We start from the raw sequence: 14,799 nt of genomic DNA, 5'->3' as shown, positions 1-14,799 counted from the left end.
CCTCTCATTATCCCAATTGACTTTAACCATTAACTATTCCACTGCAAATATTAAGTCGGCTTCACAGATCACTTGGCCGTCGCGGGTAATCGAGCCGTGACCCAGACCAATATTAGCCCGCAATTTTTTCATTTCCACCTTAAAAATCAATCGATCTCCCGGAAAAAAGTCATCTTTAAATTCAGCGTTTTTAATGCCACCAAAGAAGACATTTTTACCGTGATATACCGGTAGTGTCAAGATAGCAGCAACGCCGGTTTGTGCCATTGCTTCAATCATGATCGGCCGAGGAACCCTTAGTTGACCCGCTTTCTGGTTTGCAAAAAACCATTCGTTGATCGAAATCAACTTAACCGCAGTTGCCGTCTTCCCTGCTTCTACATCGAGAAACCGATCAATCATTTGAAAGGGATATCTTTGAGGAATTAGATCGTTTACTTCTGGCTTCATTCAATTTACCCCTTCGTTACTTGAAAAATCGGTTGTCCATATTCAACCATGCTACCATCTTTGACCAAAACATTTGAAATTGTTCCTGAAACTTCGCTTTTAACCTCATTGATCATTTTCATGGCTTCAATGACACAAACGACGTCTCCTTTTTTAACCTTGTCTCCCTGTTTCTTAAACGGCGGCTTATCTGGATTAGGTGCAAAGTAAACCACGCCAACCAGTGGTGCCGTAATTTCAGCAACCTGATCATTTGCTTCTGGTTTATCAGACTGCTTCGAGTCATCAGCAGATCGAGTTGCCGATTGAGCGGTGTTGCTTGACTCCTTTTGGACGCTTTGATCCACAACCGGTTCAGTTACCCGAGGCTGGGCAATCACTTGATCCGCTTGGTCACGCTTGCTTAATGATAATTTAAAATCATCTTGAGTTAACTCAAAATTTTTCAACGTTGATTTATCAAATTTATCTAATAACCGTTCAATTTCTTTCTCATCCATTAATTTACTCACATCCCTTAAATGCAATCACGGCATTGTGGCCCCCAAAACCAAACGAGTTACTAATTGCATAATTGACAGGTGCTTTCTTATTGGTTTCATTGACCAAGTTAACCGTGCATTCTTCGTCTTGGTTAACAACCCCAACGTTAACCGGCATTTGGTTATGACGAATAGCGCCAATTGTTGCCACTGCTTCAATCGCTCCGGCAGCGCCAAGTGCATGACCAGTCATTCCTTTGGTACTGCTTACTTTTACGTGATCATTATCAGAAAAGACTTCACTAATTGCTTTGGCTTCAGCACTATCGTTGGCATGGGTACTAGTTCCATGAGCATTAATGTAATCAACTTGAGAAGCTTTAATGCCGGCTTCGTCAATGGCCATTTGCATTGCCCGCTTGGCGCCATTGCCATCCGGATCCGGGGCTGTCATATGATAGGCATCACTGGTAGTCCCATAGCCGACAATTTCGGCCAAAATGTTCGCACCACGCTTTTTAGCATGGTCATAGCTTTCCAAGATCAGCGTTCCGGCACCTTCACCCATTACAAACCCATTACGATCCTTGTCAAATGGAATGGAAGCCCGGTTTGGATCAGCTGTTTTCGAAAGCGCAGTAATGGCCGCAAAACCCGAAATGCCAATTTCATTAACTGAAGCTTCGGAACCCCCTGCAATCATCGCCTCGGCTTTACCATCTTTAATGTACTCAAAGGCATTTCCAATAGCGTTGGTCCCGGTTGAACAAGCAGTCACAATTGCCTGACTGGTATTTCGAGCATTAAAAGTAATTGAAATGTCGCCGGCCGCCATATTGACAATTGAATTTGGGACAAAAAGTGGTGAGACCCGCTTTGGCCCTTTATCGTGCATCTTGATGACCTGTTGCTCAATGGTCGTCAGGCCACCAATTCCGGAGCCATAAATAACACCCAATTCTTCCGGCTTAATATTTTGATCATTCAAGCCAGCCATTTCCATTGCTTCGTGAGCACTGTAAAGAGCGTAATTAACAAAAAGATCATTTCGCTTAGCTGCTTTTTTATCAAGTCGATTTAATGGCTCAAAATTCTTAACTTCACCGGCAACCGAAATCCCAGTAGGTTCTGAATCAAACTTAGTGATTTTGTTAATCCCGACTTTTGAATCAAATAAATTCTGAAGGAAACTTTTAACATCGTTTCCAATCGGTGTCACAGCACCCATTCCAGTGATAACTACTCTGTTCATGAAATTACTCCTTCAATACTTAAATTGTGAGCCCGCCGTCTACTGTGATGACCTGTCCGGTTATATACTGATTATCGATTAAAAAGGCCACAGTCTCAGCCACTTCTTCCGCCTCACCGAAACGTTTCAACGGAATTTGGTCAGCAAATTCTTTTTGACGTCGTTCACTCATTTTTTCAGTCATATCAGTTCGAATCATCCCGGGGGCAACCGCGTTACACCGAATATGTCTCAGTGCACCTTCGCGAGCCGCCGTTTTGGTTAATCCGACCAGCCCGGCCTTACTTGCTGAATAATTTGCCTGTCCAAGATTCCCGTGCAAGCCAGAAATACTGGAGATATTCACAATTGCACCTTGGCGGGCTTTCTGCATCACTTTCATCGCAAATTTAGTCATGTTAAAAGCCCCAACCAAATTCGTTTGAATCACAGCTTCAAAATCAGCCAAACTTAAGCGACTTAACAATTTATCTTTCGTAATGCCGGCATTGTTCACCAAAACATCAAGTTGGCCCTGTTTCTCAACAACTGTGTTGACCATTGCTTTGGCATCATCTTCATTTGAAACATCACCCGTTAAACTATCGTATCGGTCCTGATATGCCAACAATTGTCTCTTAGCAGATTCTGACAACTCGTGATGTGTATTGAGAACCACAAAGAAACCATCATTTAACAATCGTTTAGCAATGGCCAAACCGATCCCTTTACCGGCACCAGTTACCAACGCTACTTGTTTTGCTTCACTCATTATTTCATTTCACCAACTTTACATTTGCTCTGACGTTATTCAGCGTTTCAACACTGTCGATATGATAGGTCGTCACATTGGGAATGGTTTTAGCAGCAAACTTCATTAATGTATCACCAGGGCCAATTTCGATCATTGCCTGACTGTCCATTTTGTGGAGTAGCTGAAGGCAATCGACAAAGTGTGTCGGCTTAACTAACTGCTCAGTCAGTGTTTGCTTAATTTCTTCTAACTTGAACGGTTGCTTTGTGGTATTACTAATTACCGGAAATTTTAAGTCATGAAAAGCCACTTTTTTGATTCGATCAGCTAATAACTCACTAGCTTCCTGCATAAACGGCGTGTGCGAGGCAACACTCATTTTTAGCGGCACCACACGTTTAATCCCATGTTCATGTAAGTAATCCGTTGCAGCAGCCAGACCGTCTTCTGAACCACCGATCACAATCTGTGAGGTTGTATTATAATTAGCCGGATAGATATCACCAGCTTGAGAGCCTACCCGACAAGCTTCTTCGACCACATCAGGATTAGCCTTTAAAACTGCTGCCATCTTACCCGGGTGATGTTGACCGGCTTGAGCCATATAACGGCTTCGATCACGAACCAACGGCAAAGCAGCTTCAAATTGAATGCCGCGAGCAGCAATTAAGGCACTGTATTCACCAAGACTTAATCCAGCAGCGCCAACAGGAGCCCCGATTTCGGCTTCAAGAATCCGGTAGATTCCGGTACTCATTGCGACAATGGCGACTTGCGTATTTTCCGGCGCATCCATCACCGCTGGATCACTGAGCTGTAGTCCAAGAATTTCTGATGCTTCATCAATGGTGTGCCGATAAAGCGGCTCTTGACGGTAAAGATCTTGGCCCATTTCCGCAAACTGTTTTCCTTGCCCGCTAAATAAATAACTTAGTTTCAAAATATCAACCCACTTATTCAGCTTTTTGCTTCAACACGTAGTTCACCAAATCGTCGACAGTTTCCATTCCATCGTCCGTTTCAATTTCGATGTCATAAGTATCTTCAATCTTGTCAACAACTTCGAAAATGTCCAAGCTGTCCAAATCAAGATCATTTTTGAAGTTGGTGTCTTCTTTGATTTTGTCTGCGTCAACGTCCAACTGATCTACGATAATATCCTTAACTTTGTTAAATACTTCTTCTTTTGTCATTTTTAAATTCCTCCGAATTGTTTTTGTTTGATTGAGTTTACTCAAGTTCATTAATAGTCTGTGTATGTGTTAAAATTTCAAAATCATTGTCCCAACTGTTAGTCCGCCGCCAAAACCTGACAGCAAAACGACATCCCCCCTTTGAATGGAACCAGTCCGCACCAATTCATCCAGTAAAATCGGTTCGCTGGCTGCTGCGGTATTCCCATACTCATCAATATTAATCGGAAACTTTTCCATGGGGACACCCAATGTTTCAGCAATTTTCTCAATAATTCGACGATTGGCTTGATGAAGGACAAAATGGTCAATTTCATCAGCCTTGAGGGAAGCTTGGTTAAGTGCCTGGTTAATCGATTCTGGAACCTTGTTAACCGCAAATCGATAAACCCGCCGCCCGTTCATCTGGAAGAACGGTGAAAATTTGGCTGACTGAGTCATAAAGGGCGTTGGGACGCCAGTTTGCCCAGCTGTTAAGTGATGCCCAAGCTCACCAAAAGTTTTTAAATTTTCGGAAATAAATGAACCGGCTGATTTGGAGGCATTCTCGAGTAGGACACCACCAGCACCATCGCCAAATAAGACAGCCGTCGAACGATCATGCCAATCGACCAATTTACTTAAGGTTTCACCCCCAATTAAAATGGCCTTTTTAGGTGTTTCAGCCATCAACAACTGCTTAGCTGCTTTCAGGCCATAGACAAAGCCTGAACACGCCGCATCAATGTCCATTGCGACGGCGTTTGTGGCACCTAGATTGCCTTGAATCATCGCGCTTACCGAAGGCGTTAAGTAATCTGGTGACATTGTCGCTACCATAATTAAATCGATTTCAGTTGCTAAAACACCGCTTTTTTTCAAAAGTTGTTTAGCAACAGCGGTACACAAGGAACTGGTCGTTTCTTCCACTGCAATATGGCGACGCTTAATACCAGTCCGCTGCGTGATCCACTTATCTGATGTGTCCATCATCGTCGCAAGTTCATCATTATTAACAACCTTTTTAGGTACCTGACTGGCTGTTGCTAAAATCTTGAAATTTTCAAATTTCATTTTGCTGAAACCTCACCAATAAAATCCTCGACATTAATTAACGCTTGTTTCATTTTCTTGATTGCAGGACCGTCAAATCCCTTCAAGCATTGCTCCACCAATTTTCGATGGAATGCATAGTGTGCCCGATATAGTAATCGTCCCTTGCTGGTTAAAGCTAAATTAATAATCCGTCGATCACGTTGATTGGTGATTCGGGTAATGTATCCCTTGCGTTCCAGGTTATTTAAATTAGCAGTTAAGGTACCCTTACTCAATCTAAGGATCCGAGCCACTTCGGAAGTCGTTTTGCGGTCATGTAACCCGATTGTGTGAACCAAATGAAGTTCTTTCGCAGTAATGTCCTTAAAACGACTCTTTCTAATTTCGCTCTCTTCAATTCGCATGATTTGATCATAAATGTCAACCAGGGCGTCACTAATAAAGTTATAATCCGCTTTAATTTCATCACTTGTGGCATTCATTGGTTAATTCTCCTAGTTCTGTGACCCACTTAAATTTTCTTTTTTGGATCCGGTACGATAAACGTTAACGTTGTTGAGCAGGCAACCTTTTCGTCAACTTTGGCTTCGCACTTCACTTTGCCCATATTATCGCGTTGCTTTTCCATTTCAACGTGTAGTTTCAAAACATCGCCCGGACGGACAACTTTTCGAAACTTGGCGTTATCAATTGAACCGAGGTAAGCTGTCTTGCCTTTATACTTTTCAGTCTTTAAAATTAAAATTGAAGCTGCCTGGGCAAGCGATTCAATGATTAGAACTCCCGGCATCACAGGGTTCCCTGGAAAATGTCCTTGGAAAAATTCCTCGTTAATCGTGACGTTCTTAGTACAAATAATTGATTCACCAGGATTTAATTCATCAACTTTATCCATAAACAGAATCGGATAACGATTGGGAATCAACTCCATAATTTCAGATGCATCTAGTACACTCATTGGTTTCTTCCTTTCAGTTGTTAAACTGGTGGTCATTACCATTATCAACAAAGTCGAAACACGGTAACCCCACAGGTATCCATTTCCTGGACAGAACACACTATATACTAAAATAGTTTGAGAATCAAACTATTTTGGTTAACGGCATTATAAATATACTAATTTTACCTAAATAAATCCCGAAAATAAAGGGTTCACATTAAAAATTATCTAAAAATAAAAATTTAATGAGAAAACTGCATCCAAAAAAGATTGACCGGTTTCTTTCAAAATCCGATCAATCTTTTAATCTGTCAAATCAATTGTTAATCAGTTGCAGTTAAATCAGCAGCGCCAATTGTTTCATAAACTAGTGTCGGTTTTTTGGTAGCATCAGCAATTTCAATACTATTTGAAAGTAATTGTTTAACTTCCGTGATATCGGTTTGATTACTAAAAATAGTTAACAGGGGCTCACCCTTTGTCACCTGATCACCAATCTTTTTATGCAGATGAATCCCAACCGCATAATCCAATTGGTCATCCGCTGCTTGTCGACCACCACCCAGTAGCATGCTGGCAACGCCAACCTCATCTGCTGAAATCTTTGAAACGACCCCCGATTTAGGTGCCGGTAGATTAATTTGGTAAGCAGCTTGCGGTAGTATTCGATCAGGATAATCAATAACTCGTGAATCACCACCCTGATCTTAAATCATTTTTCTAAAGCTGGCTAAGCCACGTCCGTCATGAATAACTGATTGCACTAATTTTTGTCCCGCTTCAATCGTTTTGACCTTACCACCCATTATGGCCATATAACCGCCAAGCACAACGATGAGCTGCTCTAAATCGGTTGGCCCATTTCCCTTTAAAACTTCAATTGATTCTTTAATTTCCAAGGCATTTCCAACCGCATTACCCAGTGGTTGATTCATATCGGTGATCATTGCCATGCACTGCATGCCAACACCTTTACCAATCCCAACCAACGCTTCAGCCAATGCTCGGGATTCAGACAGGGTCTTCATAAAAGCCCCTGCCCCGGTTTTGACATCAATGATCAACGCATCGGTTCCAGAAGCAATTTTTTTGCTCATAATTGAACTGGCAATCAGCGGAATACTATCAACCGTATCCGTCACATCTCGCAATGCATAAATTTTCTTGTCCGCTGGTGCAATGTTTCCGGTCGCACCGATAATCGCACACTTATCCCGCTTTACCTGTGAAATGAATTGTTGCTCAGACAATTCAACCCGGTACCCCGGAATTGATTCTAGTTTATCAAGCGTACCACCAGTGTGGCCAAGTCCCCGACCGGAAATCATTGGAATCGGAATTCCCATAGCTGCCACAACCGCCGCCAGCGGAATACTAAACTTATCGCCAACGCCGCCAGTTGAATGCTTATCAACCTTAATGCCGGGAATATCACTTAGGTCAAGATGATCGCCGGAAGCCATCATTTTCATAGTAAGGGATGATTGTTCTTCTTCTGTCATCCCTTGAAAATAAATTGCCATTAGTAGTGCACTGATTTGATAATCAGGAAGGCTCCCTGAAACAACGCCATCCACAAAAAACTGAATTTCTTGATCCGAAAGTCTCTTACCCAATCGCTTGTGATGAATCACGTCCACCATTCGCATTCTAAATCCCCCTTACTGGTTTACATTTCTGCCAATCGCTTCGCAAGTCCCTGATCAACAATGACATGGTTCACGTAGCCGGCTTTTAAAACAGCATAAACACTTTCGAGCTTCTTATCCCCCGCTGCAACTAAAATCGCGTGTCGTTTCTCGTTTAGCTCTGTCAACTTAAGCCCAATTGTTCGATCATCAATTTCCGGATCAACAATTTTGCCTTGACGATCGATAAATCGTGACAACAAATCGCCAACGGCTTCCCGTTGCAACTGCTGCTTTTCTTGATTGCTAAAATAGCCAAGTCGAAAAAGTAATGCATTGTTTTGAACCGTCCCAACCGTAAATAGTGCAATGTCAGCTTTCCTACCAAGTGTCAAAATTCGTTTAATATAACGGTCCCGTTCAACCATTTGCTTAGTCAATCGGTTATCAAAAATGACCGGCAGTGGCAAATAGGCTGGCGTTGTTCGGTAGGCCACCGCTAGTTCATTGATACTTTCATACGCCCAAGTTTTTTCCTGAGAGTCACTAACACTTCCTTTGAGTTCAACAACTCGAACACCGGCGGTCGCCTGCTGTTCAACATGTTGTGTCACTGCATGAATGGTTTCTCCCCAGCCTAAACCAATAACATCGCCTGGCTGAACCAGTTTGACTAGAAAGTCGGCTGCAAATTGCCCGACTTGCTCGAGAATCGTCCCTGATCCGCCCGTTTGAGTCGGCACCACTTGAATATCGATTTGATATTTTTGATGAAGCTGCGTTCTTAAAATTTCTGCACTCATCAAGGGATCCGCAATTTGAATTTTGACAATGCCGGTTTCCTTGGCATATTGTAGCATTCGTGAAACCGTCGGTCGTGAAATGCCAAGAGACTTGGCAATTTCAGTTTGGCTCAAATCATCTTCATAGTACATTGCAGCAATTTTGACGCCTTGTTTTAGCTTCTCCAAATCGTGGTGTGCAACCATCTATCTTCATAACTCCTTACTGTTATTTTTTGGTTCAGATTGTTAATCGACCATATTGTTAACAGCAGTCGTTAGTGATAATTTGGCCATTTCATCAAAAGATGTTTCTCGATCTTGCGCTGAAAGTGCCTCGCCAGTTAACAAATGATCACTAACCGTTAAGATGGTTAATGCCCGAATATGGTATTTGGCTGCCAAGAGATAAAGCCCGGCCGTTTCCATTTCGGTAGCCAAAACGCCATAATCCGTTAATTTTTTAAGATCTAATTCATCATTGTAAAATCGATCCGCTGCAAAAATGTTGCCAACCTTTGTCTTGATTCCCATATCCTCAGCCGTATGATAAGCGGCATCCAATAAACCAAAATCCGCAATTGGTGAGTAATAAATTCCCGGTCCAAAGGTATTCGCGATAATTGACGAATCAGTCGTACCAGCTTCTCCTAAAATGACGTCTCGAATCTTAACATCCGGACTCATCCCGCCACAACTACCAACCCGATAAATCGTTTTGACGCCATATTCCTTGATCAATTCAGTTGTGTAGATTGCCAGTGAAGGAATCCCCATTCCCGATCCTTGAACCGAAATTCGCTTTCCTTGATACGTCCCGGTATAACCAAGCATATTCCGAACCTGACTGTAGCAAACCGGATTGTCCAAATAGGTTTCCGCAATATATTTCGCACGTCGCGGATCCCCCGGCATCAGTACCGTTGAGGCAATCTCATTTGGCTTAGCACCAATATGCGTACTCATTTAACTTCCCCCGTTCTAACTAATTCTTCGAGAAAACTCGTCCCAATTGCATGATTTTTAAGATTAAAATTATCAAGAACCGTGGCACCAAAGTCGGCGAATGTTTGCCGATTACCAAGATTCCCATTCATTTTCATTGAAGGCGAGTAAGCCAATAATGGGACTCGTTCGCGTGTATGATCGGTTCCTCTAAAGCCGGGATCATTACCATGATCAGCTGTAATCATTAATAAATCATTTTCCCTAAGGCTTTTCAAAACAGTCCCCAGACGTTTATCGAAATCCATCAGAGCCTTCCCGAAACCAATTGGATTGCGTCGATGCCCGTACATAGCGTCAAAATCGACTAAATTTGTAAAACAAAACCCAGTAAATTCTTTTTTCATCACTTCATCAACGTGGTCCATTCCGTCCATATTGCTTTCATTATGGTAGCCAATCGAAATGCCATGTCCGGAAAAAATATCATTGATTTTACCAATTCCAATAGTTTGAATGCCAGCCTCATTCAAGTAATCCAAATCTGTTTGGCCGATTGGCGCCAATGTAAAATCATGTCGATTAGCTGTTCGAACAAAATGAGCTTTATCAGGGCCGACATATGGCCGGGCAATTACACGTCCAATCGTATAAGTTGGCCCGTTAACCAAAGAACGAACGTACTCACAAATTCGATACAATTCTTTAACCGAAATCACTTCTTCATGAGCAGCAATTTGGAGAACTGAATCACCGGAAGTATAAACAATTAAATCGCCGGTCTCAATTTGTTGCTCACCTAATTCGGCAATAATCTTAGTCCCCGACTCGGGCCGATTACCAATGACCTTTCGACCAGAAAAGCTTTCAATTTTCTTAATTAGGTCATCTGGGAAGCCATGTGGGAAAGTATCTAATGGCTTTGTCACCGGCAGGCCCATCATTTCCCAATGACCATCCATACTATCTTTACCAGCTGAAACTTCCTGCATTGTCCCGTAATAACCAAGTGGCCGATTTACTTTTGGAACGCCTAAAATTTCATGCTCGCGTAAATTAGAAATTCCCATTCTTTGCAAATTTGGAATTTTTAACTCTCCTTGATAGGCTTCACCAACGTGTCCTAATGTATCTGCCCCCTGATCGTTAAATAAATTAGCGTCAGGAGCGGCGCCGGTTCCAACCGAGTCTAAGACAATCCCAAAAATTCGATGATATGCTTTTGGTTCCATCAACCAACTTCTCCTTTCTTAAAAATCAATTTCATTCAGACAAGATAGCAACCGTCGCACTAACACCGAGTCGACTGGCCCCTGCTTCAATCATTTCTAAAGCTTCTTTTCGGGAATGGATGTCACCTGACGCTTTGACACCCAGCTTATCGCCGACTGTTTTTCTCATCAGTGAGACATCCTTAACTTTTGCGCCTGACTCACTGAATCCAGTGGATGTTTTAACGTAATCAGCCTTAGCTGCCATAGCAGATTGGCATCCCATTACAATTTGTTGATCAGTCAGATAAGACGTTTCCAAAATTACCTTCAACAGCTTCCCTTTAGCATGAACAGCTGCCGCAACCGCCGATATGTCAGCGGTTACATATTCTTGGTTGCCAGCAATTAATTGACCAATATTTAACACCATATCAATTTCTTCTGCGCCCTGATCAATTGCCGTAATTGCTTCATATACCTTGGTCTCAGTATTTGTGGCACCAAGCGGAAAACCCACTACTGTAATCGGTTTAACTGAACTACCCTTTAAGGCTTCTGTAACAAATGGTATCCAGTATGAATTCACGCATACTGAAGCCGTTTGATATTTAATGGCTTCCTCGCAAGTCGTCTGAATATCTGCTTTGGTTGCGTTGGGCTTTAAGTTAGTATGGTCCAGATATTTAGCTAACTCTGCCGTCGTTAAGCTTGTCTTCATAGTGATGTAACCCCTTTCATTATTTACAAAATTATCATACCGGAATTGTGAACAAATGTAAAGAACGACGATGAAATAATTTTCACCTATCAAAAACATTCGATTTAACGCTAATGGCAGCGTGCGCATCCAGCTTACCAACTGATTAAATTTAGAGACTAATAAAAAAGGCCGGCGACGTTTTAACGTTCCGGTCTTGGACTGACTATCATCAGATACCTTTAAAAAAGTTGAGTGACGATCAGGTAGTTTCTTATTAAATTTACTTTAAATCCGAGATAGTATTGACGTTTTTCATATAAGTGGGCACTGCCAACCCAACTTTGGCCCCATGCAAATTCTTTCCTAAATCAACAAATCGGCCTTTAAAATCTTTATAGTAAAGCCCTTGCGTATTGGGTAACCAGGCACTAACTGTGGCATCAGCTGCTTTAGTTGCAATGGAGGCCCACATTGGTTGCAACTCCATTGCTTGAATCGTCACTTTATACCCCATTGACCGCAATACGTTAGCAACTAAATTAGTGGAAGCAATTTCAGAATCCCAAGCTACGTAGGTCAATTTTATTTTTTGACCATGAACGTGCTTAAGTCCTTTAGTCCAAGAGTCAACTTGGGATTTATGTTGCTTAATCCAATCATTGGCCGCCTTCCGTGGGCTCTCACCATGATTAACTTTCAACATAACGGATGACATTTGCTCAGGTTTCCAATTAAACCGATTCAGCATTTCGTAAGCTTCAGGTTTATCTTTTTTCAACCCTTTTCTGACAATGGTATGAATATCTTCTGTTTTCCCATAAATATTTTTGGGATCCTTTAAAAACTTCAATTTGTACTTGGTAAACATCCAGTGGGGCGTCCATCCGGTAATGACAATGGGCTGCTTATACCGAATTGATTTTCCCAAAGTGGCCAGCATTGCAGCAGTTGAACTGGTTTGAAGCTGCCAGTTACCTTTGTCCAACCCATAAGCTTTCATTGCTTTTTGAGTGGTCGCCATTTCACCAGCACCGGCTTCAATCCCGGTAATCGTGTAATTAATCTGCTTACCAACGCTTTGTTTAGGATTATATTTTGCCATTTGACTAGAACAGCCTGATAGAAGAATCATTGAAAAAAGGACCGAAATAAAAATTAATAATTTATTGGTTGTTTTCTTCATTTTGACTCCTTTCTAGGACTTAGGTGTTTTGCTCCGATTAATGGCTTGCGTAATCCGATCCAAGATTATAGCTAGGATGACAATTGCCAGCCCGGCCGCAAATCCGCTTCCGGCATCATTTCGACCAACCGCAAAATAAACCTTGTTTCCTAGTCCCATTGCACCAATCATTGATGCAATCACAACCATGGAAAGCGATAGCATCATGCTTTGATTAACACCAGCCATTAAAGTTGATTTAGCCAATGGTAATTGAACTTTAATTAACTTTTGCCAAGAAGTCGAGCCATACGAATCAGCTGCTTCAATCAAATCTGCCGGCACTTGACGGATTCCCAAATTGGTCATTCGAATAGTCGGTGGCATTGCAAAAATAACCGACGCAATTACACCAGGAACCATTCCAATTCCGAAAAAGGCAACCGCTGGAATCAAATAAACAAAGGCTGGCATTGTCTGCATAAAGTCAAGAATTGGCTTGACAATAACCTCCACTACTTTTGACTTAGCCATCCAAATACCAATTGGGACGCCAATTACCAATGCAATCAAACTTGATGTCAACACCAGTGTCAATGTCTGAGTCATATCCCGCCAATAGTTTTGATTCCAAACGTAAAGTAGACCAAGTATTTCAAATATAAGTAATGGCCAATGCTTGGTTTTTCGGTTAAGCCAATAGGTCCCGCCGACTACCAAAACAATAAACAACCAGATTGGGATCAAATCAAAAACCCATTGAATCCCGTTGATAATGCCACCGATAAAATTAGTGATCCCGTTAAAGAAACCGGTAAAGCCTTCCAACCAATTAACAAAATGATTAATCCAGCTTGAGACTGGTAACTGTGGTAAATTACTCATCTACATTCACCTCATTTCCTGAAATTGCGCCTAGAACAGCACCACGAATGATAATTCCCAATAAATGATTTTGATCATCAACCACAGCGAACGGAATAGAGGTTTCAGAGATCTCTTCCATAATTGTCGTAATCGGTGTATCTGGCGATGTCGTTGGCACATCCCGCTGAACGACCGAATCCAATTTAGTGATCTTTTTCCGAATCAAATCCATCACATGACTGGCATCCACGATTCCAATGAATTTGCGCTGATTATTGACAACATAAACGGATGAAATTTCATTTTCAAGCATTCGGCGCATGGTAATTCGAGGACCGTCTTTGTCAATGTTCACGGTATTTGGTCGAATCATGACATTTGAAGCTGTTAGAACCTTGGTTCGATCAACGTCTTCGATGAACCGTTCAACGTACTCATCTGCAGGTTGAGTTAAGATCTCTTCGGGAGTCCCAATTTGAACAACTTCCCCATCCTTCATAATCATAATTCGATCACCGATTCGTAGGGCTTCATTTAAGTCATGGGAAATAAAGACAATGGTTTTATGAAGGTTCTCTTGCAAATCCAATAACTCATCCTGCATATCTTTTCGATTAAGCGGATCCAGAGCTGAGAACGCCTCATCCATTAATAAGATTTCCGAGTTATTGGCTAAAGCTCTGGCAAGACCAACCCGTTGTTGCATACCTCCTGAAAGTTGCGTTGGGAACTGATCATCATAGCCATGGAGGCCAACTAATTCCAAAGCTTCATGGGCTTTTTGATGTCGGACATCCTTATCAACCCCTTGAATTTCCAAGCCGTAAGCAGTATTTTCCAGAATCGTCCGATTAGGAAATAAGGCAAAGTTTTGAAATACCATACTCATTTTCTTACGTCTGACATTAAGTAATTCTTTTTTTTCCAATTTTGTCAGATCTTGTCCATCAATAAAAATTTTACCGGAAGTCGGCTCAATTAATCGATTAATCATTCGAATGATTGTCGACTTCCCACTACCGGAAAGCCCCATAATCACGAAGATTTCACCATCATTAACCGTGAACGAGGCATTGTTAACACCAACGGTTGCCCCAACTGAGTTTAGAATTTCCGCCTTAGACTTTCCTGCTTTAACAAGTTCTTGGGCTTTCTGAATTCTTCTACCAAATATTTTAGTCAGATTTTGCACCTTAAGTTTTTCTGCCATGTACTCCTCCTTCATTAAAATTCAAGCTATAAAAAATGACACTCTAGCAGGGTGTCACGTATTTTTCACAAAAGAATAACGATTATTACCATAACAAAAATTTAAGTTTCAATCAAATGATTGTCTCAAAATAACAAATCAATTCTTAATGGATGACCTTGTCAGAAGCGCCTTCAACAGGGTTTTCTATTCAGATTAACTCTTAC

Annotated in this window: 16 protein-coding genes and 1 pseudogene; all 17 read right to left on the bottom strand. The window is 41.7% G+C overall.

All coding sequences use genetic code 11. The features are described from left to right. Positions 1-33: 33 nt before the first annotated feature. Positions 34-450, bottom strand: coding sequence for a 3-hydroxyacyl-ACP dehydratase FabZ family protein (locus tag ED605_RS10785; RefSeq protein WP_121978893.1), 417 nt, complete (start codon positions 448-450; stop codon positions 34-36). A 5-nt stretch (positions 451-455) separates the two neighbouring features. Beyond that, entirely contained in the window at positions 456-950 is a 495-nt protein-coding gene (gene accB / locus ED605_RS10780) for an acetyl-CoA carboxylase biotin carboxyl carrier protein (RefSeq protein WP_121978934.1), read from the bottom strand. Between the two features lie 4 nt (positions 951-954). Further along, entirely contained in the window at positions 955-2,184 is a 1,230-nt protein-coding gene (fabF, locus tag ED605_RS10775; RefSeq protein WP_121978892.1) for a beta-ketoacyl-ACP synthase II, read from the bottom strand. 19 nt (positions 2,185-2,203) lie between these two features. Continuing rightward, the gene (fabG, locus tag ED605_RS10770) at positions 2,204-2,935 is read right to left on the bottom strand and encodes a 3-oxoacyl-ACP reductase FabG (protein WP_121978891.1); all 732 of its coding nucleotides are present in this window, start codon (positions 2,933-2,935) and stop codon (positions 2,204-2,206) included. A gap of 4 nt (positions 2,936-2,939) precedes the next feature. Then, a complete protein-coding gene (locus ED605_RS10765; protein WP_121978890.1) occupies positions 2,940-3,857 on the bottom strand; it encodes an ACP S-malonyltransferase in 918 nt (305 codons plus the stop codon). 13 nt (positions 3,858-3,870) lie between these two features. Further along, the gene (locus tag ED605_RS10760) at positions 3,871-4,110 is read right to left on the bottom strand and encodes an acyl carrier protein (protein ID WP_121978889.1); all 240 of its coding nucleotides are present in this window, start codon (positions 4,108-4,110) and stop codon (positions 3,871-3,873) included. Between the two features lie 69 nt (positions 4,111-4,179). Further along, positions 4,180-5,163, bottom strand: coding sequence for a beta-ketoacyl-ACP synthase III (locus ED605_RS10755; RefSeq protein WP_121978888.1), 984 nt, complete (start codon positions 5,161-5,163; stop codon positions 4,180-4,182). After that, positions 5,160-5,627, bottom strand: a complete 468-nt coding sequence (locus tag ED605_RS10750) for a MarR family winged helix-turn-helix transcriptional regulator (RefSeq protein ID WP_121978887.1) — start codon at positions 5,625-5,627, stop codon at positions 5,160-5,162. Before ED605_RS10750 ends, ED605_RS10755 begins: the two co-directional genes overlap by 4 nt. Positions 5,628-5,656: 29 nt before the next feature. After that, positions 5,657-6,103: a 3-hydroxyacyl-ACP dehydratase FabZ gene (gene fabZ / locus ED605_RS10745; RefSeq protein WP_121978886.1), complete on the bottom strand. Its 447-nt coding sequence runs from the start codon at positions 6,101-6,103 to the stop codon at positions 5,657-5,659. Positions 6,104-6,408: 305 nt separating this feature from the next. After that, positions 6,409-7,734: pseudogene (locus ED605_RS10740) on the bottom strand (pyrimidine-nucleoside phosphorylase). Between the two features lie 20 nt (positions 7,735-7,754). Then, positions 7,755-8,702: a sugar-binding transcriptional regulator gene (locus ED605_RS10735; RefSeq protein ID WP_121978885.1), complete on the bottom strand. Its 948-nt coding sequence runs from the start codon at positions 8,700-8,702 to the stop codon at positions 7,755-7,757. A gap of 42 nt (positions 8,703-8,744) precedes the next feature. Then, complete coding sequence (deoD, locus tag ED605_RS10730) at positions 8,745-9,461, bottom strand: purine-nucleoside phosphorylase (protein ID WP_121978884.1); 717 nt, start codon at positions 9,459-9,461, stop codon at positions 8,745-8,747. Beyond that, positions 9,458-10,672, bottom strand: a complete 1,215-nt coding sequence (locus tag ED605_RS10725; protein WP_121978883.1) for a phosphopentomutase — start codon at positions 10,670-10,672, stop codon at positions 9,458-9,460. The genes deoD and ED605_RS10725 overlap by 4 nt, the downstream gene beginning before the upstream one ends. A 31-nt stretch (positions 10,673-10,703) precedes the next feature. Further along, positions 10,704-11,372: a deoxyribose-phosphate aldolase gene (deoC, locus tag ED605_RS10720; RefSeq protein WP_121978882.1), complete on the bottom strand. Its 669-nt coding sequence runs from the start codon at positions 11,370-11,372 to the stop codon at positions 10,704-10,706. A gap of 262 nt (positions 11,373-11,634) precedes the next feature. Continuing rightward, complete coding sequence (locus ED605_RS10715; RefSeq protein ID WP_121978881.1) at positions 11,635-12,537, bottom strand: glycine betaine ABC transporter substrate-binding protein; 903 nt, start codon at positions 12,535-12,537, stop codon at positions 11,635-11,637. A gap of 12 nt (positions 12,538-12,549) precedes the next feature. Beyond that, positions 12,550-13,401: an ABC transporter permease gene (locus tag ED605_RS10710; RefSeq protein ID WP_121978880.1), complete on the bottom strand. Its 852-nt coding sequence runs from the start codon at positions 13,399-13,401 to the stop codon at positions 12,550-12,552. After that, positions 13,394-14,593, bottom strand: a complete 1,200-nt coding sequence (locus ED605_RS10705) for a quaternary amine ABC transporter ATP-binding protein (protein WP_121978879.1) — start codon at positions 14,591-14,593, stop codon at positions 13,394-13,396. The genes ED605_RS10710 and ED605_RS10705 overlap by 8 nt, the downstream gene beginning before the upstream one ends. Positions 14,594-14,799: the final 206 nt, after the last annotated feature.

Origin of the sequence: Lentilactobacillus raoultii (genome assembly GCF_900411375.1) — a bacterium.
Taxonomy (GTDB): domain Bacteria; phylum Bacillota; class Bacilli; order Lactobacillales; family Lactobacillaceae; genus Lentilactobacillus; species Lentilactobacillus raoultii.
Note: the sequence above shows the minus strand (reverse complement) of the source record. Positions and strands in the feature narration are given on the sequence as shown.

What these genes read in the sequence shown, in the direction of transcription:
- deoC (WP_121978882.1), bottom strand. Translation starts at nt 11,372, where the DNA reads ATGAAGACAAGCTTAACGACGGCAGAGTTAGCTAAATATCTGGACCAT.
- ED605_RS10755 (WP_121978888.1), bottom strand. Translation starts at nt 5,163, where the DNA reads ATGAAATTTGAAAATTTCAAGATTTTAGCAACAGCCAGTCAGGTACCT.
- ED605_RS10715 (WP_121978881.1), bottom strand. Translation starts at nt 12,537, where the DNA reads ATGAAGAAAACAACCAATAAATTATTAATTTTTATTTCGGTCCTTTTT.
- ED605_RS10710 (WP_121978880.1), bottom strand. Translation starts at nt 13,401, where the DNA reads ATGAGTAATTTACCACAGTTACCAGTCTCAAGCTGGATTAATCATTTT.
- fabZ (WP_121978886.1), bottom strand. Translation starts at nt 6,103, where the DNA reads ATGAGTGTACTAGATGCATCTGAAATTATGGAGTTGATTCCCAATCGT.
- ED605_RS10705 (WP_121978879.1), bottom strand. Translation starts at nt 14,593, where the DNA reads ATGGCAGAAAAACTTAAGGTGCAAAATCTGACTAAAATATTTGGTAGA.
- ED605_RS10735 (WP_121978885.1), bottom strand. Translation starts at nt 8,702, where the DNA reads ATGGTTGCACACCACGATTTGGAGAAGCTAAAACAAGGCGTCAAAATT.
- deoD (WP_121978884.1), bottom strand. Translation starts at nt 9,461, where the DNA reads ATGAGTACGCATATTGGTGCTAAGCCAAATGAGATTGCCTCAACGGTA.
- fabG (WP_121978891.1), bottom strand. Translation starts at nt 2,935, where the DNA reads ATGAGTGAAGCAAAACAAGTAGCGTTGGTAACTGGTGCCGGTAAAGGG.
- ED605_RS10725 (WP_121978883.1), bottom strand. Translation starts at nt 10,672, where the DNA reads ATGGAACCAAAAGCATATCATCGAATTTTTGGGATTGTCTTAGACTCG.
- ED605_RS10785 (WP_121978893.1), bottom strand. Translation starts at nt 450, where the DNA reads ATGAAGCCAGAAGTAAACGATCTAATTCCTCAAAGATATCCCTTTCAA.
- ED605_RS10760 (WP_121978889.1), bottom strand. Translation starts at nt 4,110, where the DNA reads ATGACAAAAGAAGAAGTATTTAACAAAGTTAAGGATATTATCGTAGAT.
- accB (WP_121978934.1), bottom strand. Translation starts at nt 950, where the DNA reads ATGGATGAGAAAGAAATTGAACGGTTATTAGATAAATTTGATAAATCA.
- ED605_RS10750 (WP_121978887.1), bottom strand. Translation starts at nt 5,627, where the DNA reads ATGAATGCCACAAGTGATGAAATTAAAGCGGATTATAACTTTATTAGT.
- fabF (WP_121978892.1), bottom strand. Translation starts at nt 2,184, where the DNA reads ATGAACAGAGTAGTTATCACTGGAATGGGTGCTGTGACACCGATTGGA.